This is a genomic window from Bacteroides salyersiae, from assembly GCF_031172035.1.
Taxonomy (GTDB): Bacteria; Bacteroidota; Bacteroidia; order Bacteroidales; family Bacteroidaceae; genus Bacteroides; species Bacteroides salyersiae.
This window is the reverse complement of sequence record NZ_CP133452.1, coordinates 3,375,063-3,400,766: the sequence shown is the minus strand read 5'-3', so window position 1 is coordinate 3,400,766 and position 25,704 is coordinate 3,375,063. Positions and strand designations below refer to the sequence as shown.

Annotated in this window: 23 protein-coding genes; 8 read left to right on the top strand and 15 right to left on the bottom strand. The window is 39.3% G+C overall.

Features of this window, described 5'->3' with window-relative positions; translation table 11 throughout:
- Positions 1 to 57 precede the first annotated feature (57 nt).
- From RB604_RS12500 to RB604_RS12485, 4 genes are all read right to left on the bottom strand, one after another.
- Positions 58 to 801, bottom strand: a complete 744-nt coding sequence (locus tag RB604_RS12500) for a YjbH domain-containing protein (RefSeq protein WP_005923536.1) — start codon at positions 799 to 801, stop codon at positions 58 to 60.
- Positions 802 to 852: 51 nt separating this feature from the next.
- Positions 853 to 3,303: a DUF3869 domain-containing protein gene (locus RB604_RS12495; protein WP_007480469.1), complete on the bottom strand. Its 2,451-nt coding sequence runs from the start codon at positions 3,301 to 3,303 to the stop codon at positions 853 to 855.
- A 10-nt stretch (positions 3,304 to 3,313) separates the two neighbouring features.
- The gene (locus RB604_RS12490; protein ID WP_005923541.1) at positions 3,314 to 4,537 is read right to left on the bottom strand and encodes a hypothetical protein; all 1,224 of its coding nucleotides are present in this window, start codon (positions 4,535 to 4,537) and stop codon (positions 3,314 to 3,316) included.
- Positions 4,538 to 4,992: 455 nt separating this feature from the next.
- Positions 4,993 to 6,141, bottom strand: coding sequence for a site-specific integrase (locus RB604_RS12485; RefSeq protein ID WP_007480468.1), 1,149 nt, complete (start codon positions 6,139 to 6,141; stop codon positions 4,993 to 4,995).
- 385 nt (positions 6,142 to 6,526) lie between these two features.
- Between RB604_RS12485 and RB604_RS12480 the strand changes: the two genes are divergently transcribed.
- The 4 genes from RB604_RS12480 to RB604_RS12465 all read left to right on the top strand — a co-directional run bounded on the left by RB604_RS12480 (position 6,527) and on the right by RB604_RS12465 (position 12,761).
- Entirely contained in the window at positions 6,527 to 7,531 is a 1,005-nt protein-coding gene (locus tag RB604_RS12480) for a hypothetical protein (protein ID WP_224204029.1), read from the top strand.
- Positions 7,532 to 7,541: 10 nt separating this feature from the next.
- Positions 7,542 to 10,697: a DUF3869 domain-containing protein gene (locus tag RB604_RS12475; RefSeq protein ID WP_005923554.1), complete on the top strand. Its 3,156-nt coding sequence runs from the start codon at positions 7,542 to 7,544 to the stop codon at positions 10,695 to 10,697.
- 49 nt (positions 10,698 to 10,746) lie between these two features.
- Entirely contained in the window at positions 10,747 to 11,490 is a 744-nt protein-coding gene (locus RB604_RS12470; protein WP_005923557.1) for a YjbH domain-containing protein, read from the top strand.
- A gap of 65 nt (positions 11,491 to 11,555) precedes the next feature.
- Positions 11,556 to 12,761, top strand: a complete 1,206-nt coding sequence (locus RB604_RS12465) for an OmpA family protein (RefSeq protein WP_007480467.1) — start codon at positions 11,556 to 11,558, stop codon at positions 12,759 to 12,761.
- A gap of 188 nt (positions 12,762 to 12,949) precedes the next feature.
- Here the strand turns inward: RB604_RS12465 and RB604_RS12460 are convergent, their stop codons facing one another.
- The 11 genes from RB604_RS12460 to RB604_RS12410 form a co-directional block, all read right to left on the bottom strand.
- Positions 12,950 to 13,915, bottom strand: a complete 966-nt coding sequence (locus RB604_RS12460; RefSeq protein WP_005923563.1) for a PCMD domain-containing protein — start codon at positions 13,913 to 13,915, stop codon at positions 12,950 to 12,952.
- Positions 13,916 to 13,930: 15 nt separating this feature from the next.
- Positions 13,931 to 15,037, bottom strand: a complete 1,107-nt coding sequence (locus tag RB604_RS12455; protein WP_007480466.1) for a cholesterol-responsive sulfotransferase — start codon at positions 15,035 to 15,037, stop codon at positions 13,931 to 13,933.
- A 190-nt stretch (positions 15,038 to 15,227) separates the two neighbouring features.
- The gene (cysN, locus tag RB604_RS12450; protein WP_005923584.1) at positions 15,228 to 16,658 is read right to left on the bottom strand and encodes a sulfate adenylyltransferase subunit CysN; all 1,431 of its coding nucleotides are present in this window, start codon (positions 16,656 to 16,658) and stop codon (positions 15,228 to 15,230) included.
- A 28-nt stretch (positions 16,659 to 16,686) separates the two neighbouring features.
- A complete protein-coding gene (gene cysD / locus RB604_RS12445) occupies positions 16,687 to 17,598 on the bottom strand; it encodes a sulfate adenylyltransferase subunit CysD (RefSeq protein WP_005923587.1) in 912 nt (303 codons plus the stop codon).
- Positions 17,599 to 17,625: 27 nt separating this feature from the next.
- Positions 17,626 to 18,189, bottom strand: a complete 564-nt coding sequence (gene cysC, locus RB604_RS12440) for an adenylyl-sulfate kinase (RefSeq protein ID WP_085930803.1) — start codon at positions 18,187 to 18,189, stop codon at positions 17,626 to 17,628.
- 94 nt (positions 18,190 to 18,283) lie between these two features.
- The gene (locus tag RB604_RS12435) at positions 18,284 to 18,646 is read right to left on the bottom strand and encodes a four helix bundle protein (protein ID WP_005923591.1); all 363 of its coding nucleotides are present in this window, start codon (positions 18,644 to 18,646) and stop codon (positions 18,284 to 18,286) included.
- A 68-nt stretch (positions 18,647 to 18,714) separates the two neighbouring features.
- Complete coding sequence (locus tag RB604_RS12430; protein ID WP_007480464.1) at positions 18,715 to 20,271, bottom strand: SLC13 family permease; 1,557 nt, start codon at positions 20,269 to 20,271, stop codon at positions 18,715 to 18,717.
- A gap of 16 nt (positions 20,272 to 20,287) precedes the next feature.
- Positions 20,288 to 21,115 (bottom strand): 3'(2'),5'-bisphosphate nucleotidase CysQ, encoded by an 828-nt coding sequence (gene cysQ / locus RB604_RS12425; RefSeq protein ID WP_005923594.1) that lies wholly within the window; start codon positions 21,113 to 21,115, stop codon positions 20,288 to 20,290.
- 256 nt (positions 21,116 to 21,371) lie between these two features.
- The gene (locus tag RB604_RS12420; RefSeq protein WP_005923597.1) at positions 21,372 to 21,872 is read right to left on the bottom strand and encodes an SPOR domain-containing protein; all 501 of its coding nucleotides are present in this window, start codon (positions 21,870 to 21,872) and stop codon (positions 21,372 to 21,374) included.
- Between the two features lie 30 nt (positions 21,873 to 21,902).
- Positions 21,903 to 22,310 (bottom strand): lipocalin-like domain-containing protein, encoded by a 408-nt coding sequence (locus RB604_RS12415; protein ID WP_005923601.1) that lies wholly within the window; start codon positions 22,308 to 22,310, stop codon positions 21,903 to 21,905.
- Complete coding sequence (locus RB604_RS12410; protein ID WP_007480463.1) at positions 22,307 to 23,077, bottom strand: SDR family NAD(P)-dependent oxidoreductase; 771 nt, start codon at positions 23,075 to 23,077, stop codon at positions 22,307 to 22,309. The genes RB604_RS12415 and RB604_RS12410 overlap by 4 nt, the downstream gene beginning before the upstream one ends.
- 246 nt (positions 23,078 to 23,323) lie before the next feature.
- Between RB604_RS12410 and RB604_RS12405 the strand changes: the two genes are divergently transcribed.
- The 4 genes from RB604_RS12405 to RB604_RS12390 all read left to right on the top strand — a co-directional run bounded on the left by RB604_RS12405 (position 23,324) and on the right by RB604_RS12390 (position 25,544).
- Positions 23,324 to 24,589, top strand: a complete 1,266-nt coding sequence (locus tag RB604_RS12405; protein WP_055294926.1) for a DEAD/DEAH box helicase — start codon at positions 23,324 to 23,326, stop codon at positions 24,587 to 24,589.
- A gap of 94 nt (positions 24,590 to 24,683) precedes the next feature.
- On the top strand, positions 24,684 to 24,890 hold the full coding sequence (locus tag RB604_RS12400; protein WP_005923609.1) for a YtxH domain-containing protein: 207 nt from the start codon (positions 24,684 to 24,686) through the stop codon (positions 24,888 to 24,890).
- Between the two features lie 27 nt (positions 24,891 to 24,917).
- On the top strand, positions 24,918 to 25,280 hold the full coding sequence (locus RB604_RS12395; protein WP_005923612.1) for a phage holin family protein: 363 nt from the start codon (positions 24,918 to 24,920) through the stop codon (positions 25,278 to 25,280).
- A 3-nt stretch (positions 25,281 to 25,283) separates the two neighbouring features.
- Positions 25,284 to 25,544: a hypothetical protein gene (locus tag RB604_RS12390; RefSeq protein ID WP_005923616.1), complete on the top strand. Its 261-nt coding sequence runs from the start codon at positions 25,284 to 25,286 to the stop codon at positions 25,542 to 25,544.
- Positions 25,545 to 25,704 lie beyond the last annotated feature (160 nt).

Sequence of the window (25,704 nt, the reverse complement as noted above, 5' to 3'; positions counted from 1 at the left end):
TTTCTCTTTATTAATAAATTCAACTCTTCTTATTCATATCCGCTCTTTACCATCATTTCATTTCAGACAAAATCTGAACATCAATCCGCCGGTGAGGTATTTCATTCTCTGCAGCTCCACCTGTGCATGCAAATGATTAAAAAGCAAATAAGTGGCTCCCATCGCAAAATCTTTGGAATCGTATTCGGCTATCAATCGTAGCTGCGGATGAAAAGACGGATTATAACTAATTCCGGCAGCCACACCATTCAATTTATAATCTTTTCTTCGATTATATAAATAAGAAAGGTGTATCCCTATCGTCTCTTTTCCTATATCCACATGCTTGGAAGCGGCAATATAGAAACGACTGTAATATCCGTTCCCCCGTTCTGAAGCAATTACATCTCCCGAGGATGTAAATGGATCAGAAGTTCCCAATACGACGGCAGGTGTATATTTCCAAAACTGTCCTTCTTTCAATGCTCGCAAACGAACCGAAAAATACCGGTCCTGATTCGTAAAGCCTGTATAACCGTAAGGCTTCAGCCCCAATGCTTCCGCTTTGAAAAGCGTACAAGTATAGGCAACTTCCAACCATGGCATAATGGTTACATTCAGGTAATAATTGTACGTATGGTAATACCACGTAGGAGGAGTTATCTCCTTATTTAAAAAATTAGCACCCAACATTACTGTCTTATCCTTTTGCATTTCCGCTGAAGGGGCATGCAGCAATCCTGTAGTACCATAGGTCAATTGAGCCGAAAGCATAAATGTACAGCACAAGCATACCAAAGTGGTTATGATTCGTTTTAGCATTTATTTCTACTTTATTATTTATACTTTCGGTTCAAAAATCAGTATATCTTATTATTCGCCTACAATGATACCGCCTCCGGCATTCAAATCATTGCCATGACCATGACTGTGACCGATATGTGTCATGTCTTTCTCCAAAGTAACCACCTTCAAGTATTCAACTGTAAGAACATTAAATTGGATCTGAATATTGTTTACAGTAACAGTACAAGGTTTTGTAACTTCTTTAGTTTCAACAGAAACAGAGTTCAACAGAGTAAATGCCGGAACTTTAATATCTCCTTCAAGCGTTACCGTTTCAAACTCCTTCTTAACGTCTGCATAAGCATCCTGAATAGCGGTAAGCACTACATTCTGCGCATTCTCATTAGAGAATTTCTGTTTCACTTCTGCTACTAACTGATCATAATTCTCATATTTAACACCCGCTTTCAAACCAGTACAAGTCACATGAACATCAATTTCTACATCATTATTATTCATGCGTCCTACAGGGAATGAAGTATAATCACTCTTCACAACTCCTGATTCTTCTGAGATACCTAAATCAATAGCTGCGCGGAATTTAGAGAAGTGCTCAATATTCATCGTGTAAACACCACCTGACAGTTTAACCCCCTTATCACCCTTCGGATCAAGAGACCATACTCCGTCAGTTCCTTCATATTCCAGATTAAGATCACCCAACTGACCGTTATAATCATCAGCAAAGCTAATAAGCAACGGATTTCCAGCAAATGCCAGGCCATCAGGCAAACCGATATAGCTACGAATTGACAATGGCGTAGTTCCTGTTTTATCATTATCGCCCGGAGCAGCTTCATCAGCCAAGTTTCTAACCAAAATCAGAGTTGCATCTGCCGGAGTAATCACTGTATTTTCTTTCAAAGTAACAGTAGTACCGTCGGCCATAATATTAGATACAGTCTCAAGCACCTTACCATTTGAATCAACATCCGGTATTATTGTACCTGTAGCGCCCTCACCGGCTTCGATCACCTCTTTACCATTCTCAACCTTACATGGGTAAGATAAAACCTGATAATAAGCAGTAACATCCGTTATGGTAACTTTTCCCTTTGCTGCAATCACTCCGGTAGCTGTCGAGTTAACCACTTCCGAATAAATGGTATAAGAAGAAGCGGCATCTTTTTCAACTGTAAAATCAAAATTAGAACTATTATAAACAGGCTGAATATTAGCGCCTTCCAGTCTTATTACTTGTGATTCAGCCAAAACTCCATATTTATCTACAGTTGCACCGTAAATTCTAACATATTCAATTTCCGGCTTTTCTTCTTTTACCATTTCAATATCGATCACACGATATACTTTATCACCGGCCTTGCCATATACCACTTCCAAAGCTACTTTGACTTCTGCCTTCTGATATCCGGTTGCAGTTGCAGTAACAGTATAAATACCTGCATCATAAGAAGCCTGAATTGCAGCACCATTTATTTTCACCTCGGCAGTTACCGGAAGTTTCGTATCTGCATCAACTACGTTTACATCCAATACATAAGGCAATTTTACAGTAGCCTCTTCACCTATTTCAGTAAATACCAATATGCAATCGTAATTTCCACCATCTGCATTAATCTCAGCCGATTTAATTTCAGTAGCCCCTTTTTTAGCACCAACCTGATAAGTCACATCAGCCTTTTCCACAGTAAAGCGGAATTCACTGGCAGCAGAAATAGTTTTTGCAACCTGTCCATCTGCATACAATACAATTTCGTCAGCCTCAAGCGCCTTACCGTTTTTATCTGTTACCGCACCGGAAATATTGATATAAACAGGTTCCGTAATAGTAACCGGTTCAACCAACAGTACAATAGCCTTGCTGATTACATTATTTTCACCTTTTTCTACCTGCATAGCCGGAAGGCTCACAACTGTTGCACTTGAATAATACTTATCATTAGCAGCAGTTTTCACAAGATATTCACCTGCTGCATATTTACCCTCACTATTCGCTGCAGGAGTTACTTCGGGAGTAATACCTTCAATAACTGCTCCTGTCTGTGCATCCTTCACAGCAAATGTAAGATCATATACAACGTCTACATATTCTTTTGCAGGAATATCCTTTTTCATAACAACCGACAGAGGATATACTACAGTTTGCCCATCTTCTATTTTAGCAACAGATACAGTTCTTTTAGCATCTTTATATCCTTCAGCTTTGAAAATCAAATTCACCACTTTCTCACTCTCAGTAAATTTGCTGATTTTTACAGCATACGAACCGTCACCTAAGATAGTAGCAGTACCAACATTTGTTTCAACTGCTGTTAAGTTAACACCATCACCCGTTTCAATATCTGTGACAGATCCTGAAATTGTATAAGCAGCATCCGGTAGTGTAACAGTTTCACCGGGCTTACTGGCATCCAGTCCGTCCTCTTTGTAACATCCGGTCATTAACGCCCCGGACAAAGCTAAAGTGAGTAGCGCTATCCTTGCACTCACAACACCTAAAAAACTTTTCTTTTTCATCTCAATAAAATTAAAAATTTAGTAATTCTGATTTAATAAAATATGGATTAAAACTATTTGCTTGCATAATGTTAGCTCCCGGATTCGCCCGGTATCCCTGATAATAATATCGTTCATTCCCCGCATTATACGCTATTCCCATATTCTTTGAAGGCGTAACACGCGGAATATATCCCTTTCTTTTATATCTGTAAGGCGGCAAAGCTATTTGAAAACGAAAACCACCATTTGCTTTTACGCCATCTGCTTTCATGGCATAAAACCCGATAGAGGCATAACGGAAATGTCTGATCACATCCAACCGTATGCCTTTTTCACCTAATAGATATTGTTCAGCCTTTAATGTGGTCTGAACGTTGTATTCCGGCCAATAAAAACTCCCACCGACACTCCACGTCACCCTTCGCTTGGTGCCGTATATCAATTCAAAGCCATCCCAATAATAAGCTGCAGTTACCCCCAACCTACCCTCTACACTGAAACGTTCGTTTTTAAATGGATGAAACAATTTTAAATCCGCTCCATATCGCCCAGCATTGAAAGTACCTACCTCCAACGTGCCCCATATATTATAAGGCAACCGTACCGTTTGCTGTAGTGTCAGAAACCCCGGATGGATTTTCCCCAACCGATCACCATAACCATCATTGTATACCGGAAACACCATCTGAGCCGTTAATTTCATCCCTTTCCAAAAAGAAACTTCAATAGCTGGTGACAAATTGAACAAAACTTGGTATATTTGCGTTAATACTAAGTTTTTCAATGACAATTCGGGATAGACCACAACATCTACCTTAAATAGAGAACTATTCAAGCCATTACCTTTGATTAGTTTCCTCCAGTTATCTCCAAGATTATAGCTCACTACCCAATCCTGGCGATTGACTTCGGGGATACTGTCACCGATAACGGGTTGATAATAAAGAGAAATTTGAGGTACATTATTGTCAAGTATAATTATTCGACATGGCTTTTTCTCCGGTAAACCCATCCTTTGAACAACATCAACAGCTTTACCGAGTCCTACCCCATTTAAACGATATGCAGCATTTTCCATAACATACACACGTTCTTTATCGTTCTCATGCCAACCCACGTTTTCAAATCCCATACCAACTAATACATCAACAGTCTCTTCACCTGTCTGACACACACCTTTTAAGGGAAGCAAACAGAAAAGAAAGATCGCTATATAACGCGTTATATTGTTATGTATCAAGTTTGTATTCATGTAAGAGATCCTATATCCTCATCCTTTTATTTTCACTTATCACTTGCAATGTTGCAAAACACGTTACAAAAATAGAGACATTTTTAATAATAGCAAAGAATCTTACACTAAAAATTAAAATATTGTATCATTTTTTTTTATCCATATTGCTCTAATTTGAAAAACAAGCCACTTAACATTGCAAAATATTCGATAAATGACTTTTTTAATACCAAAATACAACTGGAAACGAAAAAATATTTTATTCCATTTTCGATCTTTAGCTAAAACAGAGATTAATTGTAATATGTTGTGAAATATTATTGCATAAGGAAAGCAATTGCGGATTAAAATTAAAAATATGTACTTTTGAGATACAAAATACATATTTAGCTAAAAATTAAATACGTACTTTATATATACAAAGGTACACACTTTGGGCCGTAAAAATAACAGTTATCGCGATATATTGATTATCAGACTTGTGTCAGATCGGGTATTAAATCAATTGCTTTGCTTTTGGTTTCGTCGACAATCTTTGCATAGATTTGAGTTGTTTGAATATTTGTATGTCCCAACAGTTTAGAAACTGTATAAAGATCTGCTCCCAATGTAATCATCATTGTTGCATGTGTATGCCTTGCCACATGAAAGGTTATATGTTTATTGATACCGGCAGCTTGGGCCCAACGCGATAAGATCTCATTTGTCCTTCCCAATGATATCAAGTCATGGAAAATAATATCTGTATCTAATGCGCCATTGCGTTTGGGTAACTGTTTTAAAGCCTCTTTGCTAAGAGGTAAAGAAATAACTTCTTGGGTCTTTTGTTGCACTATATGTAGCTGGGTTTTACCCATATTATCTCTTTTAAGATTCCCCCACGTCAGAGCAACAATATCACAATGCCTTAACCCGCAAAAGCAACTGAAAAGAAAGGCCTGTTTCAGTGTTTTATTGTAGAAATCCGTTTGAGACAGGGCTTTAAGTTCTTCAATGGTCAGGAACTCCCGTTCTGTCTTTTTTCTTTTAGGTTTGTCTTCATTTCTTATCTTGTTCATAGGATTTAAGGGCAAAATATCTTCAACAACAGCATAGTTTAGACAGTAATTCAGCTCTTTAAAATAACAAACTTGTGTGTTGGCGCTAATTTTCTTTTCTTTTCTGCTATGTTCTTGATTAGCTGTACTTAAATATTTTATAAATTTTAAAATATATTCCTTATCTATGTTTTTTAATAAAATACCTTTTTTGTCATATCGTTGAAGATGATAAATCAACGTATTCATCAACGTTTTCTTTGATTTTTTTACAGAGTCTCTGTGTGCCAGATACTGGATATAATCTGTGAGTGATATGTTTAACCTCTTCTTATTCAAATTAAAGCCATATTTACCGTTTTGCAGTGCTACGATTTTTTCAGCTTTGATAGCATTAGCTAACCTTAATGTTTCTGCATTTCTTTCTTTATCGACTTTACTGCGTTCGGGGATTATATAAAGTTTTAAAAATTCATATTTTCTCTTTCCATTTATGTAGATGTCGAGGTAAAGAGAATAACATCCGTTTAGCAATTCTTTTGTCCGAAGCCTTATCGGCTCTTTTATTTTAATTTCTTTTTTCATTTTAGAATCCTTTCCATGTAATTAATGCATACAGCTCTACATAGGGAGTAACAAGTCAGTAACATCCTGTGTCGTGGATGATTAAGAAAGTGTTACCGGCTTTTATTATTTTCAAGAAAATAAAAAATGCTCTTTCGGTTAAAATACAATGAATAATTTATTCAAAGTGCCCTGTAATGTATTGTGCGTCGCCATTTGTTTTTGCTATTCCTTTTTTAAATAAATCAAGTGTAGAAAAAAATTCCTCTTTTACCATAAAAATAGAAATATCAAATTGGTAACAAATATAACGTTATTATAGGTAATAAACGCACTTTTTATTCTTTTTTATTTTTTACCTGATGAACATTTAATATTCAGTTATATAACAGTTTAGTTTCGTAAAATTTCTTCTTTTATATCGTTATTCCCATATCCGGAGAAAAAGCCATGCCGGCTAATCATATTAGACAACAACATTCCACAGATTTCCCTTTACTATCAACCAATTAGCGAAGATAGTACATCTAATGTCAACCGTCAAGACTGGGAGGTAAGTTACAACTTAGGTAAGAATTGGAAGCAAGCAATCAGAGAAAAGAGAAAAAACAGTTCGCTATTCAAAGTAGATATCACTGTATACCCGGAACTTTCACTTAAAAACCTGGTAATTACACAAATATACCAAGTATTACTTAATCTGTCACCGGCCATAGAAGTTTCTTTTTGGAAAGGAATGAAATTAACAGCACAGATGGTGTTTCCGGTATACAATGATGGCTATGGAAATCGCTTGGGAAAAATCCATCCGGGATTTCTAACGCTACAACAAACGGTACGCCTACCTTATAATATATGGGGGACATTGACAGTAGGAGCATTTAACGGAGACCGGTACGGAGGTGATTTGAAATTATTTCATCCATTTAAAAACGAACACTTCAGTATAGAAGCCAGATTGGGTGTTACCGGAACTTATTATTGGGACGGTTTTAGCTGTACCTATGGCACAAAACGAAGGATTACTTGGAGCATCGGAGGGAGTTTTTATTGGCCGGAATACAATATTCAGACTACATTAAAGGCTGAACAATATTTATTAGGCGAAAAAGGCATGCGGTTGGATGTGATCAGACATTTCCGTTATACTTCTATCGGTTTTTACGCCATGAAAGCAAAAGGGGCAAAATCGAATGGTGGCTTTCGTTTTCAAGTAGCATTGCCTCCTTATAAATATAAGAGGAGAGGATATATCCCGCGTATTACACCATCCCACAACATGGGGATAGCTTACAACGCAGGAAATGAACGATATTACTACATGGGATACCGTACGAATCCAAGCGAAAACATAATGCAAAATAATAGTTTTAATCCATATTTTATTAAATCAGAATTACTAAATTTTTAATTTTATTGAGATGAAAAAGAAAAGTTTGTTAAGTGAGCTTAGTGCAAAAATAGCATTACTCACTTTGGCTATATCCGGGGCCTTCATGACCGGATGTTATAAGGATGACGGCTTGGATGCAAATTCTCCCGGAGGAAACAGTAATCCCCTAACCCCTGTTTATGTAATATCAGGAGTTGTAACAGATGCTGAAACTGGAGAGAATATTCAAGGAAATGTAACCTATACTGATGGAACGTCTCAAACTCTGTCTTTTGATGGTTCTTATAGCATAAAGATCGCCGAGTTCAATGAAGAAACTAAAACCGTTAGCCTGTCCTTCAAAGCAAATGATGAAACATACAACGGTGGAAAAGCCATTGTACGGACTGTTGTGTTGAACAAAATAGAAAACGGAAATGCAGTTTATCCTGTGGATGTAATAATGAAGAAAAATGTTTCTATGTATCCGAGACCATACAATTTGACGTTTATTTATAAAAATGCTGTTACTGGAGAAGAAATAGCATCGGATATAAGTGACCAAATGGGAATGACTATAAAATCGGCTGATGGAACTGCCGTAACGAATTATAACGGATTAGCATCCGGCAATTACACCATCAGAACTCAAGCTATTGAAAAAGCATTTAAATCAAGTGTCACATTGCTTTCTCTACCTTATGTAGAATCAGAAACAAAAGACGACTACATAAACAAAATCGTAGAACTTCTTATTACTCCGGCAGATCCTGATAAAGAAGATACTTATACAACATTAGCTGGTGTTGTTGTTGACAAAGATGGTAATTCCCTGTTGGCTGACAAAATTGAATTACTGAAAGATGGTACAGTGGTAAACGAAAAAACGATTACAAATAGTGCTAACTTTGTATTTACTGTAAATGACAAAGAAAAGGGTGAATATAAAATTCAGGTTACTGTAGGAAATTTGACTCCTGTTATATCCGGTATTTACAGTATTCCTGCTTGTGGTAATCAAAATATTACAATCATAGCCCAAAAGCCAATAGCACCTACATACCCAAGAAATTACATGTTGACGTATGTTTATAAGAATGCACTTACAGGTGAATCTATAAACAAAGAAACTGAGGGAATCACCAGTAATCCAGCAGAAGGCAAATTTACCCCTGGTGAATATGCCATTACAACCACCACAACAACAGATAAATTCAAATCAAATGTTACCCATATTACCCTTGAGGAAGTAGCAGAATCAGCCACGGAGAATGATTTCATCAAGAAAACGATTGTAATCTCACTGACTCCGGTAGATTCAAAAGAAACATTCACAACTTTGTCAGGTACCATAATCAATGACAATGGCAACGCTGTAATGGCCGATAAGATTGAACTTTTCAAAGAAGGGACAACAACAGCCGTTAAAACGATTACCAAATCTGCAAGTTTCACATTCACTATAAATAATGAAGACGAAGGAAAATATAAAATAAAAGCCACCAAAGGTACAAAAGACATTATCACAGAAGGATACACTGTTCCTAATTGCGGAAACCAAATAATAACAATTGTATTCGAAAGTGATAAACCGGCAGAGCTTAAAGATGTTGTTTATAATTTAACATTCAAGGCTTTTGACATTGATACAAAAGTAGAGATAAGCGGTGTCACATTTAATTTTAATGGAAATCCAGGGTCTACTGCATCATCAATTGCTCACGGAACTTACACTTTGACTGCCACAGCAGACAAATACTATACAGGACAAGTGACTATTGAACTGCCAGCCATGAAAAACGAAAGTGGTATAGCAGCACAAACAATTATAGTATATTTGCAAAAAGAGCCCACTAAAGAAGATGAACCTACAAAAGTCATATTAATGGGTGAAGTAGTTGATGCACTTGGCAACATGGTTATGGCCCAATCTATCAAACTTAATGATCCAAGTACTGCCGTATACAACACAAATCATTTCTCATTTGAAATAGAAATACCGGCAAATAAAGCTAAAGCCAGCAATCTGAAACAATGGCTAATAACTGCAAAGGTATCCAAGATTAACTCAAAAGGAGAACCTTTGGCTCCTATAGAAATGCCTGTAACATTTGTATACGATCCTGCTAAAGGTACTACAGCAATCAATAAGAACATTTCTATCCCATTCACAGCAAATAAGGATGGTATCATTGTTATAAATGAAACAACCGAACCAGGCGATGGTGAACAAGGTCAAGTTACTCCGGATGTAGATCCCGAAACCGGTAAGGTTGAAGCCGAAAAAACGACTGTAATGAACGGCAATGGAACTCCAGAAGACAAAACTGTCATTGTGATTGAAAAAGGAACAACAATCCAGACATCTGAAGGAACTCCGTTAATATCACCGATTATATTGACCAGAGATGTAAAAGAAGAAAAGGCCCCTACGGGAAATCTGGATGCAGAAGGTACTCAGCCCAAAGTTTTACGTAGTTTCTACGGTAATCCGGATGGTGCTATGTTCGTAGGAAACCCGCTTAAAGTCACATTTGCTGACCCATATGAAGGAGAATTAGGTTCATTGCAGCTTGAATACAAAGACAAAGTTACAGGTCTTTGGGGAGTTAGTGGAAACAATGATAATGACGAAGTTGTTACCGACAAAAAGGAATATACAATGTTAGTATCGCACTTCTCACAATTCCGTGCAGCTGTTGTAGGGACGCTTGATGATGGTACTTCTGGTGAAAATGAATATGGAAACTCATATACTAAGGAAGTTAACCAGCAGAACAACACAGATCAAACGCAAAATTTGAAAATCACATTCAAAGACGCACCTACAGGGGCTATCTATCAATCTTTGGAAGAATCTATAGCTAAAGTATTTAAAAATGAAAATGCTCAAAGCATAGTAAAATCAACCATTGAAAATATATTTACTTCCAGAGGAGAGCCTATAAACAGTGAGTTTAAAAAAGAAGACAAAGAGTTAACATTTACCGTTGATCCTTTTACTTATGTAGAATCAATTCAAGTAAAAACTGTATATACCATTACTACTTATAAATTTATATTGAATGGTAAGACAGTTGAAGTAATCGTTAAATCAGTATCGGGCCACGAGGTTACAGCAAAAACATTACCTATCGGTCATGGCCATGGTCATGGACACGGTGATGACTTAAATGCCGGTGGTGGTATTATTGTTAGCGAATAAATATTGAATCATTGAACCGAAAGTATAGATTAAAGTAAAAGGAAACAAGATGCAAAAACGAATTATAGTTAGCTGTCTGTTTTTATGCTGTACATTTATGCTTTCGGCTCAATTGACTTATGGTACTACGGGATTGCTGCATACTCCTTCAGCAGAAATGCAGAAAGATAAGACGGTGATGCTGGGTGCTAACTTTTTGAATAAGGAGATAACTCCTCCTACATGGTATTACCATACGTACAATTATTACCTGAATGTAACCATCATGCCATGGCTGGAAGTAGCATACACCTGTACGCTTTTTAAGGCCGAAGCGTTAGGCTTAAAGCCCTATGGTTACACAGGCTTTACGAATCAAGACCGGTATTTTTCGGTTCGTTTGCGAGCATTGAAAGAGGGACAGTTTTGGAAATACATGCCGGCGGTTGTGCTGGGAACATCCGACCCATTCACATCCTCGGGAGATGTAATCGCTTCAGAACGGGGAAACGGATATTACAGTCGTTTCTATATTGCTGCTTCCAAGCATGTGGATATAAAAAAAGAGACGATAGGCATACACCTCTCCTATTTATATAATCGAAGAAAAGATTATAGATTGAATGGTGTTGCTGCCGGGATTAGTTATAATCCGTCTTTTCATCCACAATTACGATTGATAGCCGAATATGATTCGAAAGATTTTGCGTTAGGTGCCACTTATTTGCTGTTCAACCATTTGCATGCGCAGGTGGAATTACAGAAAATGAAATATTTCACCGGTGGATTAATGTTCAGGTTTTGCTTGAAATAAAAAGATGCTGGGAGAATAAAATAGCGAATATGAATAAAAAGAGTTGAATATAAAAAAGAAAAACAATGAAAAATAAATTAGTATTATTATCTTTATTATTGGCTGGAACTACAACTGTTGTTTCTGCACAAACTAAAGAGAAATCCTACAGTGAAAGTTGGAAGGATAATATCTTTATCAGTGTGGGTGCAGGAGTACAAGGAACTACCAATCCGGATAGTAAATTCGGCAAAAATTTGACACCACTGATTAATGTATCAGTGGGTAAGTTCGTTACTCCAGTCTGGGGATTCCGTGGCCAAGTATATGGATGGAACTCCAAAATGACTACCAACTATCCATTTGAGAGCGTTAATGCTCCCGAAGTAAAAAGAGAAGAAAATTACTTCGGCATTAATTTGGATGGTATGATGAATCTGACAAACTTGTTCTGTGGTTATAAACCGGGACGCGTGTTTGAACTGAATTTCTTCATCGGTCCTTCTATGAATGTAGTGAAAAATTTCAAAGGATGGGATGCATTCTACAATTCAGAAAAGGTAGTGGAAAACGGACAGACATACGTCAAGGGTGTTCTTGTTCCTGAAAAAAGTACTCCAAAAGATCATGAGGTCCGTTGCCTGGTCGGTGCAAGTCTTGGCTTGGGGGCAAAATTCAATATCAATCCGAAATGGGCCATCGATATAGAAGCTCGCGGACAGGTTACCCCTTCCATTCTGGGTGCATACAGCAGTGGTAAAACAGACGGATATATTCACTTGACAGCCGGTGCAACTTATACGTTTGGTGGCAAAAAATTTGTATCTTGTAATTCTAAAATTGACCAAAGCGCTATTAACGACGAATTAAACAAATATCGTAATGAATTAGCTCAGGCACAAACTGATTTAGCTGATACAAAGAATGCTATGGTCAATGCTCGTCCTGTAACTCAAGAGGTAGTAAAAGAGGTGCAAGTTGCTGGTCCACGTGCTATTTTCTTCAAAATAGGTAGTGCTAAGATTGACGACTATGGCATGGTTAATATTCAATTAGCAGCCAAGATACTGAAAGCTAATCCCGATAAGAAGTACAAAATCGCAGGTTATTGCGATCAGGCTACAGGCAGTGTTAAATGGAACCAGGAATTGTCTGAAAAACGTGCCCAAGCTGTTTACGACGCCTTTATTAAAGAAGGTGTAGACAAAAAACAACTTGAACTGATCGGAAATGGCGGAACTCCCAATATGTTTGATAAAGACTCACTGAACCGTGTAGTTATTATGGAATGACAGCAAAAATAAAAAATAGAGATAAGGTGTTCGTTCCAATCGGACACCTTATTTTTTTATACTTTTACTCATGACATAAGAATATCTTAAAAACAACAGAAACAGATATGTGACAAGATACAAAAAAGCGAACTGCAATCTAACCGATTACAACTCGCTTCCTTTATTATATATACCTTTTATACTTATCAGTAGATCAGCTTCACGTTATCCACCCAGAATGTATTACCGGGAGATCCGATATAAGCACCACCGTGGCTGGAAGTAAATTGGAGCACCATATGAGTCGGTTCATCTCCTTCTTCCCCCCAAGCAACTTCGTGAACGGGAACGCTTTCACCTTTACTGTTAAGCGCATAACGTTCTTCAACTTGTAAACGCATCATATGTGCCTTATACGCCGGATTACCGGTTATATCACCATAAAGGATCTCATAAGTAGCATTATTGTGCCAATCGGTTGTCGTATAATACCGTACTACCATCGTACCAACACGTTTCGCAAAAATATTACCGTCTGCATCTTCCCACCTTTTCTGAAGCAATAAAATAGCAGCCGGAAAATCTTTTCCTGCAACATCTGTAATCTTACTAAATCCGGTTGCACGGATTCGATTCTCCCGATCGGACATTTTCACTTTATAATCAAACTGAAGGGCAATCGGACGCTTTGTAAACGGTATTCCCATTTCCAGCATCTTGTTGGGATTCTTAGTCCCCTTAATCGGTTCATGAACAGACCCAAGAAACATAGAGCCGGCTGCAAGCACCGTAATATCTACCAAGCCAAACACTTTCACGCTTTCCATACGGGTATCCAAGCGAGCACAATAACCATCGCCCCTCTCTTCCGGAAACACAGAAGTATTGGTCTTAACCACACCGGCAACTTTAGCCAATACATTGGAAGTAGCCCACGGAGAACCACCTAAATTTTTATAGGCTTTCGCACCGGTAATCGTCTGAGTAGGACCTACGGCATATACATTTTTAGTATGGCCGCCAATTATACCGGATTCCTTAATTTCTCTATTAACCCACTGATCCATATCCCCAAACGGGAGCATTTCGACTTTATGCTGCGCTATGGCAGCCGTTGAGCATAGTGCAGCAAAACCTGTTGCTAACAAATGGCGACATGCATTCCTCATCATCGTTTCTCCTTTCTTTTAAAGACTATATCCCCACTGTTTCAAAGCAAAATCCCAATTGGCCTCTACCAACTGAACAGTACGGTCGTCATACTTATATTTATTCTTTTTATACCCTTTCTTACCGCCTACATATTTCTCTATGGCCTCACGTGCCTCTTCAAAACCGGGAATAGAAAGTTTTTGGTATATATTTTCCGTCATTGCCATAGCATCCGCTTCAAAATCCTCAAACTTCACTTCCATCAGGTTTCCTTCCGGAATAAATTGTTTATCGGCTTCATATTTATGATACAGCTTGGCATAGATGGACAGAATATTCTTTTCAATCTCTTCATTACTGATATCTTCGAGCTTCAACGGCTGAATCGTATTCGTAAAAAAGCTTCGTGTAGATTCAAAAACCGTATACGGATTACGCATCAGATAGATGAATTTTGCGTTTGGGAACATTTTCACGAGCTCTTTCACACGCCCGGTATGAGGCGGATTTTTACTCAAGAATTGAGTTCCCTGTGTATTCCACAATGATATTTTTATCAACTTAGTGAAAGTTTCTTCAAAGACCTTTAACTCCGCTTCGGAAATATCATCAAACAGCAAATATTTATCGGCATACTCCTGCTGATACTTAGGCAAGAACCAAAAATTATAATAAGTATACGGCATCATGTTTGCCAACGCAAATTCTTCTTCCTGCGGTAAATCTACAGCCAATTCCATATTATCAGTCGGACGTTTATCCGGCATCAGCCAACTCATATTCTTTTTAAAGAAAGGTTGCCCCCACATCATCAGATGAGGAAAAACAGTCTGATAAGTTGTATTATACCCGAAATGCTTGTCACAAGAAAAAACATTGTGCACGAATGTCGTACCGCTACGCCAGTGCCCTAAAATGAATACCGGATCGTGCTCCAATGGTTTATCTGCCAGAAGCTTATTATAGCGACTGTCTTGCAAAGGAGCCAATGTAGAGAGCAAACGGCATACAGCCTTTGTCAAACGATATTTTCCTTTATAAGCAGCATCGATATCTCTACCGCCTGTAATGGCTTTAAAAGTTTTCCAGTCAGCCCCTACCAAAGTATTTATCGGAAGTTTATTGAATTCAAGTAATCCCATCTTAATAATATAATTAATAATTTTTCAATATGCTAATGTGCCAATATGCCAATTGGCTGCGCTATTACAACGAATTCCCATACGGCAATCGCTATACCATTATGCCAAATACCAATGTGTCAAGTGTGTCAATTGCCCGCTATTATACCGAATAACCAATGCCCCATTGGCATATTGGCACATTGAATAATTATTTAATAATTTTCACTGCAATTCCCTGGCGTTCCAATTCTTTCACCGCCTTTTCTATCGACTCATAATGTTCCGGCGCAATACCGAGTTTCGGAAGATCGAGCACAGGAATATCATCTGTCGTATTCATGTCTTTCACCTCGACCCGGTCGATAATCATGCCGACAGCACTGGTATTATTAGTTATCGGATCGATAAGAATAAAGGAACCGCACGATTTATTTTTCTGATACGGATCAAAGAACAGCTCTTTGGCAGTAGTCAATACCACACGGGCGATTTCATTCAATGACAGAAACGGTACGGCGGAATGTTCCATCGTATTCACATCCACCTTGTATTTGATGCTGTCGATACGTGTACGACTCATATTGGTGGTCTGCTTGATAAAGAACGATTTGTTTACATCCATCGGTTCCTCATCCATCCATACCAACATGGCTTCAAAGTTACGGTCTACAATAGGAAGATTATCCGTATGAACCAACATTTCCCCTCTCGACACATCGATCTCGTCTTCCAATGTCAAGGTAACGGATTGTGGCGGAAATGCATAATCCAATTCACCATCATAAGTCACAATACTCTTGACACGTGAAGTTTTTCCGGAGGGAAGCGCCATCACCTGATCTCCTTTACGAACCACCCCCGAAGCCACTTTCCCGCAGAATCCACGAAAATCAAGATTAGGACGAAGTACGTACTGTACAGGAAAACGGAAATCTGTTAAGTTATGATCATTGTCGATATGCACCGTCTCAAGAAAATCGAGCAGAGAAATACCTTTATACCAAGGAGTACGCTCTGATTTTTCTACTACATTATCGCCATCCAATGCGGAAAGAGGAATACAATTCACATCGGGAATCCCAAGTGGGTCTACGAACTTCTTATATTCCGAAACAATCTCATTAAAACGTTCTTCGGAGAAATCCACTAAATCCATTTTATTCACGGCCAACACAACATGTTTGATACCCAGCAACGATACCAGGAATGTGTGACGGCGCGTCTGAGTAATTACCCCCGTACGAGCATCGACCAATATGATAGCTAAATTGGCAGTCGAACCGCCGGTAATCATATTACGCGTATATTGTTCATGTCCCGGAGTATCGGCAATGATAAACTTACGGTTGTTGGTTGAGAAATATCGGTATGCCACATCAATCGTAATGCCTTGTTCGCGCTCTGCTTTCAAACCATCCAGCAATAAAGCATAATCAATATGCTCGCCGGCATTTCCCATGCGTTTGCTGTCACGTTCCAAAGCATCCAGCTGATCTTCGTACAACTTCTTGCTATCAAACAACAGACGGCCAATCAAAGTGGATTTTCCATCATCTACCGAACCTGCCGTCAGAAGACGGAGTAAATCTTTCTGTTCGTCTTTATCCAGAAATGCTTTTATATCTAAAGTAGTTCCCATCTTTAATTTCTAATTTTCAATTTTTAATTTAGAAGTAACCTTCACGTTTCTTCTGTTCCATACTCGCATCCTGGTCGAAGTCGATCACACGTGTCGTACGCTCACTCTTCGTAGTGGTCATCATCTCTTCTACAATCTTTTCGATCGTATCGGCTTCACTTTCTACTGCACCTGTCAACGGCCAGCAGCCCAATGTGCGAAAACGTACCATACGCATCTGAATCTGATCGCGATATTTTTCCGGCAGACGATCATCATCGGCCATAATCAAATTACCGTCTATCTCTACACACGGACGTTCTTTGGCATAATAAAGCGGTACGATAGGTATATTTTCAAGACGGATGTATTGCCAGATATCCAATTCCGTCCAGTTACTCAATGGGAAAACACGGATACTCTCCCCTTTATGTACACGGGCATTGTAGATATCCCACAATTCAGGACGTTGGTTTTTAGGATCCCATTGATGGAATTTATCCCGGAAAGAAAAAATACGCTCCTTTGCACGGGATTTTTCCTCATCGCGGCGGGCACCGCCAAAAGCCGCATCAAATTTATATTTATCGAGAGCATGTAGCAGAGCTTGGGTCTTCATCAGATCGGTATGTACCTTACTTCCATGAGTAAACGGACCTACCCCCGCATGAAAAGCCTCCATGTTACTTTCTACAATCAGATTCCATCCGTACTTTTTTGCATATTCATCACGGAACTGAATCATTTCCTTAAACTTCCATTTTGAATCGATATGCATCAAAGGAAACGGAACTTTACCCGGATAAAAAGCTTTTTCCGCCAAGCGAACCATTACAGAAGAATCTTTCCCTATACTATAAAGCATTACCGGATTCTCGAATTCCGCAGCCACCTCGCGGATAATATGAATAGACTCAGCTTCGAGCTCTTTCAGATGGCTTAATTTATACTCTTCTTTCATTATATTCTTGTTTTATAAAATCTCTCTTTATCTTTTTACTTTCGGCAGAATCAGCTCCAACAAACGGTTGACCGATTCTTCAAGTGAAAGTCTGGAAGTATCCAACTCCAATGCCGGATGTTCCGGAGCTTCGAACGGAGCCGAAATACCGGTAAAATTCTTAATTTCTCCTTTACGGGCTTTGGCATACAGGCCTTTCACATCACGTTTCTCGCATTCTGCAAGCGGAGTACTGACATAGATTTCCAGAAAATCATCTTGCCCGATAATATTTGCAGCCATTTCACGAATATCGTTATTAGGACTGATAAATGCGGCAATCGTTATGATACCACTATCGATAAACAGTTTTGAGACCTCTGCTATGCGACGGATATTTTCCACCCGGTCAGCTTCGGAGAACCCTAAATTATTATTAATTCCACTACGGATATTATCACCGTCAAGAATACGGCATAACAATCCGCGTTTATGCAATTCGCGTTCCAATGCAATGGCAATCGTACTCTTTCCGGAACCGCTTAATCCGGTAAACCATATCATCACACTGTGTTGCTTCAATAAATCTTCTTTGTCTTCCCGCGCTAACATGCGGTCGAATATAGGGTAAATATTGTTTTTAGTTGAAAGTTGAGAGTTGAAAGTTGAAAGTTCTTCGTTCCCATCATTCTTTTCTATTTCATTATTATTTTGCTCCATATAGGTTATTTTTAGTCGTTTTTACAATACTGGCTGTCAGTTTAATCAATTCACTACAATTTTCATTCATCGATTCATATTCCGTTTCCGATATATAATCTGTTTCTTTTAACAACATCAGCCAATATTCTGTTTCATTGGCTTCTTTTAAAGCTATATTGACTTTATTTATGAAATCTGCAACAGATTGTGCATGTTCTGCTTCTTTCAACAAAGCACCAATGGCAGTACCACTACGTAACATCTGTTTCGATAATACATATTCATTTCTTTCACACAGCAACTTATAAAGTCTCACTACACGAATAGCAAAAACAAAAGCTTTCTCCCTAACTATACTCTTCCCCATTTCTTTGTTCTCATTTTCAACTTTCAACTCCCTATCTCCTCCAAACTTTCAACTCTCAACTTTCAACTCTAAAAGGGCCAAATTAGGGGTATCAGAAATACAGATATAAGGAAAGTTATGATATTTAGCGGCAAACCTATACGAACAAAATCCGTAAATTTATAGTTGCCGATACCTTGCACGATCAGATTTGTCTGATAGCCGATAGGAGTTGAAAAGCTGGCAGAAGCCGCCATACAGATAACCACAAAGAATGGTGTCGGATCGACTCCCAACTGTTGGGAAATAGCCAGTGCCAGCGGGAATGCCAAAGCCGCTGCCGCATTGTTTGTAATAAGCTCTGTAAACAGATTGGTTATGATAAACAGGATAGCCAACAAAACGTGAGGACCATAATCGTTGCTCAAACTGATTATATAAGCAGCTACGCCATCGGCTACACCCGAATTCACCATCGCCTTGCTAATAGCAAAGGCACAGGCAATCGTAATCAGAATATCCCATGAAATGTATTTGGTATACTTGCGCGCAGGAAATATCTTAGTCCACGCCATTATGATAGTAGTAACCGAAACAAAGAAAAACATGTCTAATTTAATATTCGGAAACATCTCCTGCGTCACCGGCAACTCACCCACCGTGGCACCCAAAATCATCAGAATAAGCAGAATCAAAGCAAACCAACGTTTTTTCTTTCCGGGAACAGGCTCGGTGTCTTTTCCATTAGCAAGCAGCACAAAGACCGAAGACTCTCCCCAGGTAGGAACAAATGTTTCATCAGCCATCACTACCAAAGTATCGCCTTCACGGAGCACCACCTCATTAAGATTATCAATAATCCGTTGTCCGTTACGGGTTTTTATCTCCTTCACCTCCGCTCCATAATGACGCTGAAAATTAAACTCAGCCAAAGTTTTATTAATACCTGGAAAACGAGCTCCCAAAACAGCCTCCACACGATGCAAATTCTCTCCTTTTTCCACCTCTTCATCAGGCACAGCGGTATCCGGACGTGCATCAGGCAAGAGCTTCTTAGAAAAAACAAAAAGATAAATAATACCCGCAATAGCAATAAAAATACCGACTTTCCCCAACTCGAACATCGTAAAACCTTCATATCCGGCTTCAAGAATCATACCATGCACAACCAAATTGGTAGAAGTACCGATCAATGTACAGATACCTCCCAAAATAGTAACATAAGAAAGAGGAATCAAAAATTTAGTAGCCGGAAGATGAACAGCCTGTGCCCACCGTTTAATAATAGGAGCAAAAATAACAACGACCGGAGTATTGTTCAGAAAAGCAGAAATAAAAGCGATAGAAGGCAACATTCTAAGTTGTGCCTTAAAAACAGTCGTTTTACCCTCCGGAAGCAGTTTTTTGATAACTTGCCCCAATGCTCCCGATTGGCGAACACCTTCACTTACCAAGAAAAGCATGGCAACAGTAATCATCCCTTTATTACTAAACCCTTCAAGCATCTCTTTCGGACTAAGAATGCCGGCACAAAGAAAAAGTACCACAACCGAAAAGAGTACCATGCCCGGACGCATCTTGTCCATAATAAGAGCAATCACCATTCCCAATAGCGATAGTAGTACAAATACAATTTCAAATGTCATAATCGGTACAAATCAATTAGTGATTTACTCTTTTCTTCTCTACAATAAACCAAGGATTCAGCAAATCCTCCTTATTATATTGTAGCGGCCACTCTTCGCCGGCCTGATAAACTTCCATACCAGCAGCCCGTGCAATGGCATGCCCGGCAGCAGTGTCCCACTCCATCGTCGGAGCAAAACGGGGATACACATCTGCCTTTCCTTCGGCAACCAGACATATTTTTATCGAACTTCCACTCGAAATCAGTTCAACATCCGCATGTTTCCGTTTCATCTCATTAATATATGTTTCTGTTTCAGGGGTAAGATGCGAGCGGGAAGCTACAATTACAAAATGATCTTTCCGGGAGTCTTTCCCGGGCAAACGAACAGAAGAAGCTATCAACTTATCCAAAGAGGCAGAATCATCCAAAGCGGTAATTCCCGAAAGCTTATAAGCGCCCAAAGACTCTTCGGCGAAATATAGTTCCTGTTTTACCGGAAGATAAATAACCCCCAACACGGGAATGCCCTCATAAACCAATGCTATGTTAACGGTAAATTCTCCGTTACGCTTTATAAATTCCTTTGTTCCATCCAACGGATCGACAATCCAAAGCGTATTCCAACCCTTACGCACTTCATAATCCAAATGCTTTCCCTCTTCACTCAACACAGGAAAAGGAGTTTCATTCAGGATCATGGCAATCGTTTCATGTGCCTTACGGTCAGCAATTGTTAAAGGGGAGTTATCGGCTTTCCTCTCTATCTCAAAATCCGACTTCGGATCATTATAAATAGAAAGTATCTTTTCACCTGCTCTCAGGGCCGCATCAACAGCAACAAATAAATATTTCTGTTCCATCTTGTTATCTTATTATAACCCTGTTTCCAACAAGGCATACTATTTCATTCTATAAAGAGCTACAAAAGTAAAAACTTTATTTTCTCCCAAAGTTTCCACACTATCATTTATAACTTATTTTAGCAGTATGGCTAATATTACCAAATATTACTAAAATAAGGAAAGAGATATTTGTGAAAAAGGCAGTAACTTCCCAGCTACTGCCCTTGTTCCGGAAGGGTGCTTTCCCACTTCCGATATTACCAAAAAGAAATTATTAAAATACCCGATAAAGCAACCAGGCACCCTGGAAGTCTTTACGGTTAGGATATTTAGCTTTAAATGCGTCACGAGCCTGTGCAGCAGAAGCACGATCAGCGAAAGTACTTACAATCACACGATACATTGCAGACTCTGCATTGAATGCAATTGTCGCGTTGTAACCTTCGGCATCCAAAAATTCCTTCAAACCTTCGGCATTTGCCTTCAATCCAAAGCTGCCGCATACCACGCTATAATCTTTCAGGTTATCTCCATTGCCCGATACGACCGTCACCTTTTCCTGACGGACACCATTAGCCGCATCAGTAGCTTTTTTCACTTCTACCGGAGCAGCAACAACCGGAGTCACTTCTACCGGAGCTTCTACCTGAGGTTCTGCCAGTTCTTGTTGTTTTGCTTTCTCGTATGCTTTCTTATATGCACTTTCGCTTGATTTACAGGAAGCAAATGCCAGTACCATGCATACACCCATTCCCAATACTACTAATTTTTTCATAATCTACATTTTTGAGTTAATAATTTCACTTTAATATTTTCTAAAGACCGATACAATCCCCTCATAATTAAGCCGAAGCGAAGAAGAAGAAAGTTCATCCACATGGAATATACGCTTATTTTCTTCCCATCCTATATACTTATCATATTCCGGCCCACCGTATTCAGGCAGCAAAATAATAGAAATTTTATCATCCTGCAAAGAATAATTCCCAAAAAAGGTTTGATAATTGCCATCTGCCAACAAACAAATGGCCGAAAAACTACCTTTCTGAAAATTATAAAATACGCTATCCACCGTTTGCGTTGTGCCGTCCGGAAATTCATAACGCCTCAACTGCCATTTATTAGTCAGCTTATCTTCATCGTCCGAACAGGCCGTTGCCACAGAAAACAGCAAAGACAGACATAAAACAACGTATAACCATTTTCTCATCATTCCATTTTCTTTTTATAGGAGATTGTCCCTGTAGCCTGATAGGTAGGCATCACCAACACTTCCGCTATCTGAATATGCTCGGGTGCCGAAGCTGCAAAATATACCGTTTCCGCAATATCCTCTCCGGTAAGCGGACGAATTCCTTTATAAAAATTGTCGGCCGCCTGTTTATCACCACGATAACGCACCACTGTAAAATTCGTTTCCACCATACCCGGCTTCACATTTGTCACCCTCAACGGAGTATCCACCAAGTCGATACGCAATCCATCCGACAAAGCTTTGACTGCCGCTTTAGTAGCACAATACACACTACCACCCGGATAAGCGGCATCCCCCGCAATAGAACCGATATTAATAATGTGTCCGCGTCCACGTTCCACCATTCCGGGAACAACCAGACGGGTTATCGCTAACAAAGCTTTTATATTCGTATCTATAACAACATCCCATTCATCCAGATTTCCTTCAAATTCTTTATCCACCCCGATTACAAGACCTGCATTATTTACCAATACATCAATGGCTTTCCAATTTTCGGGCAGCGAAGCCAATGCATCAACTGCCGCCTTACGGTCACGCACATCGAAAGGTAACAAAAACACCCGAATATCATAAGCCTTCTCCAGTTCCTTTTTCAACTCTTCCAGTTTAGCAACGTTACGGGCGTTAAGTATCACATCCGAGCCCTGTGAAGCAAACTTCCGGGCACAACCTTCACCAATTCCGCTACTTGCCCCGGTTATAAAAACAATCTTACCTCTCATATTGTTATCTATTATATAGAATTGAGCAACAAAAGTACGGCTTAACCCGCTATCTTTCGACCTTTCTCTTAGTTAAATAAGATTAAACCAATCGATATAAAAGTATTTACCACACAAGTTGGCGTATCTTTGCATAAAACAAGTGCACTTCAGCACAGTTCAAGCAAATTTGACTCTGTATTCGTTTGCATTATTTTGTCCTATAATAAATATAACAGAGCCGCGAGGCTCATTCAATTTTTTTACATGATATTTGAAAATTTAAATCTGATAGAGCCCATACTTAAAGCTCTTCAAGAAGAGGGATACACCTCTCCCACCCCCATACAAGAACAGTCGATCCCCGTTTTACTCCAAGGAAAAGATTTATTAGGATGCGCACAGACCGGTACCGGAAAAACAGCAGCTTTTTCTATCCCTATCTTGCAAAAACTATATAAAACGGATCACCGTAAAGGAATAAAGGCATTGATACTTACTCCTACACGTGAACTCGCCATCCAAATAGGCGAATGTTTCGAAGCATACGGCCGGTACACGGGACTGAAACACGCAGTGATATTCGGCGGAGTAGGTCAAAAACCTCAAACAGATGCGTTGCGCAATGGAGTACAAATCTTAGTAGCTACTCCGGGCCGTTTATTAGACTTGATCACTCAAGGATTCATTTCGCTCAAAACTCTCGACTTTTTTGTTTTGGACGAAGCCGACCGTATGCTCGACATGGGCTTTATCCATGACATCAGACGCATACTGAAACTCCTGCCGGCAAAACGACAGACGCTTTTCTTCTCCGCCACTATGCCTCCGGAAATCGAAACTTTGGCCAACTCTATGCTGACCGATCCGGAAAAAGTAGAAGTAACTCCGGCATCCTCTACTGTAGATACCATTGCACAACATGTGTATTTTGTAGAAAAGAAAGAAAAGAAAGACTTGCTTCTGCATCTGCTGAAAGATAAGTCTGTCGAATCGGTTTTGATCTTTACACGTACCAAATACGGCGCCGACAAATTGGCACGCACCTTGACAAAAGCGGGAATACGCGCCGAAGCCATACATGGCAACAAATCGCAGAATGCCCGTCAACGAGCTTTGACCGAATTTAAGAGCCACACGCTCCGTGTACTGATAGCAACAGACATTGCGGCACGTGGTATCGATGTGGACCAACTGTCACATGTCATCAACTACGAACTCCCCAATGTCCCGGAAACTTACGTACATCGCATCGGCCGTACAGGTCGTGCCGGACACGAAGGTATCGCCATTTCCTTCTGTGAATCGGAAGAAATCCCTTATTTAAAGGATATTCAGAAGCTGATCGGAAAAACAATCCCGGTCGTGAGCGAACATCCGTTCATCACCAACGAAGGCATGAAAGCGCAAGAGGTGAAAACAGAAGAGATCAAAGCTAAAGCCAAAGAAAATAAAGTTTACCGTGGAAGCCGTTCCAATGGCGATTTCTGGCGTAGAAAGAAACAGGTACCCAAAAGGGAACAGAAAAAATAATCGGAAAAGCCTCAAAAAAAATCATGCCTTACAGAACATCCTTATCAATAAAAATGTTATATTTGTAGTATTATCATTTTAAAACATTAGAATTATGAAAGGACTTAATGTATTAGCAGCTTTTTTGGGTGGTGCAGCCGTAGGTGCAGCCCTTGGTATCTTGTTTGCTCCGGAAAAAGGAGAAGATACGCGTCATAAAATCGCAGAAATTCTTCGAAAGAAAGGTATCAAACTGAATCGTAGCGAAATGGAAAACCTCGTTGACGAAATTGCAGCCGAGCTGAAAGAAGTAACCGATTAAAGAAGAACCCCAAAAAACAGAGCCATCATGTTTGCAGACGACAAAAGTATTGAAAACTTCCAGCAATTATTTTTCGAGTTCAAAAAATATCTGGAACTCCAAAAAGAATACACCAAACTGGAATTAACGGAAAAGCTGACTATACTCCTTTCCACCTTAATTATGGTTTTGGTACTTATCATCCTCGGGATGGTGGCTCTGTTTTATTTTTTATTCGCCTTGGCATATATTTTAGAACCACTGGTAGGCGGTCTCATGGTAAGCTTCGGCATTATTGCGGCCATCAACATCTTACTAATTGCCATTGTCATTATTTTCCGCAAGAAACTTATCATCTCCCCGATGGTAAACTTCCTTGCCGGTCTGTTTCTTAACGATTCAAAGGAATAAGCCATGAACAATCAGCAACAAAAACCTCAGACAATCACATTAGAATACATCGCCCGGCTCAAAGCGGAGAAACTGGAAGAGATACGGGAACAAAAAAGGGCAATGAGCCGGACTACGCGAAGAATATTTGCACCACTTGCACCTGCCGCTTCTAAAGGAGATGCGCTGATGAGATCGTTCAATACAGGAATGGCAGTCTTCGACGGAGTCATGTTAGGATGGAAAATACTAAAACAAGTCCGTCGCTTCTTCAGAAGAAATTAGGAAAAATCTATCAAGAGCTACAATTCAGCGGCCATTGGCACAATCAATTTACAGCCATAACCAGCAGATAACCAGCATTTATAAGGATGTACACTTTTACATGGCAAGAGTATATGCTTTTGTAGTGTAAGAATATATACTTCTATATGACAAGAGTATA

Coding starts and splice junctions, on each gene's coding strand:
- RB604_RS12500 (WP_005923536.1), bottom strand. CDS start 801: ATGCTAAAACGAATCATAACCACTTTGGTATGCTTGTGCTGTACATTT.
- RB604_RS12495 (WP_007480469.1), bottom strand. CDS start 3,303: ATGAAAAAGAAAAGTTTTTTAGGTGTTGTGAGTGCAAGGATAGCGCTA.
- RB604_RS12490 (WP_005923541.1), bottom strand. CDS start 4,537: ATGAATACAAACTTGATACATAACAATATAACGCGTTATATAGCGATC.
- RB604_RS12485 (WP_007480468.1), bottom strand. CDS start 6,141: ATGAAAAAAGAAATTAAAATAAAAGAGCCGATAAGGCTTCGGACAAAA.
- RB604_RS12475 (WP_005923554.1), top strand. CDS start 7,542: ATGAAAAAGAAAAGTTTGTTAAGTGAGCTTAGTGCAAAAATAGCATTA.
- RB604_RS12470 (WP_005923557.1), top strand. CDS start 10,747: ATGCAAAAACGAATTATAGTTAGCTGTCTGTTTTTATGCTGTACATTT.
- RB604_RS12465 (WP_007480467.1), top strand. CDS start 11,556: ATGAAAAATAAATTAGTATTATTATCTTTATTATTGGCTGGAACTACA.
- RB604_RS12460 (WP_005923563.1), bottom strand. CDS start 13,915: ATGATGAGGAATGCATGTCGCCATTTGTTAGCAACAGGTTTTGCTGCA.
- RB604_RS12455 (WP_007480466.1), bottom strand. CDS start 15,037: ATGGGATTACTTGAATTCAATAAACTTCCGATAAATACTTTGGTAGGG.
- cysN (WP_005923584.1), bottom strand. CDS start 16,658: ATGGGAACTACTTTAGATATAAAAGCATTTCTGGATAAAGACGAACAG.
- cysD (WP_005923587.1), bottom strand. CDS start 17,598: ATGAAAGAAGAGTATAAATTAAGCCATCTGAAAGAGCTCGAAGCTGAG.
- cysC (WP_085930803.1), bottom strand. CDS start 18,189: ATGTTAGCGCGGGAAGACAAAGAAGATTTATTGAAGCAACACAGTGTG.
- RB604_RS12435 (WP_005923591.1), bottom strand. CDS start 18,646: ATGGGGAAGAGTATAGTTAGGGAGAAAGCTTTTGTTTTTGCTATTCGT.
- RB604_RS12430 (WP_007480464.1), bottom strand. CDS start 20,271: ATGACATTTGAAATTGTATTTGTACTACTATCGCTATTGGGAATGGTG.
- cysQ (WP_005923594.1), bottom strand. CDS start 21,115: ATGGAACAGAAATATTTATTTGTTGCTGTTGATGCGGCCCTGAGAGCA.
- RB604_RS12420 (WP_005923597.1), bottom strand. CDS start 21,872: ATGAAAAAATTAGTAGTATTGGGAATGGGTGTATGCATGGTACTGGCA.
- RB604_RS12415 (WP_005923601.1), bottom strand. CDS start 22,310: ATGATGAGAAAATGGTTATACGTTGTTTTATGTCTGTCTTTGCTGTTT.
- RB604_RS12410 (WP_007480463.1), bottom strand. CDS start 23,077: ATGAGAGGTAAGATTGTTTTTATAACCGGGGCAAGTAGCGGAATTGGT.
- RB604_RS12405 (WP_055294926.1), top strand. CDS start 23,324: ATGATATTTGAAAATTTAAATCTGATAGAGCCCATACTTAAAGCTCTT.
- RB604_RS12400 (WP_005923609.1), top strand. CDS start 24,684: ATGAAAGGACTTAATGTATTAGCAGCTTTTTTGGGTGGTGCAGCCGTA.
- RB604_RS12395 (WP_005923612.1), top strand. CDS start 24,918: ATGTTTGCAGACGACAAAAGTATTGAAAACTTCCAGCAATTATTTTTC.
- RB604_RS12390 (WP_005923616.1), top strand. CDS start 25,284: ATGAACAATCAGCAACAAAAACCTCAGACAATCACATTAGAATACATC.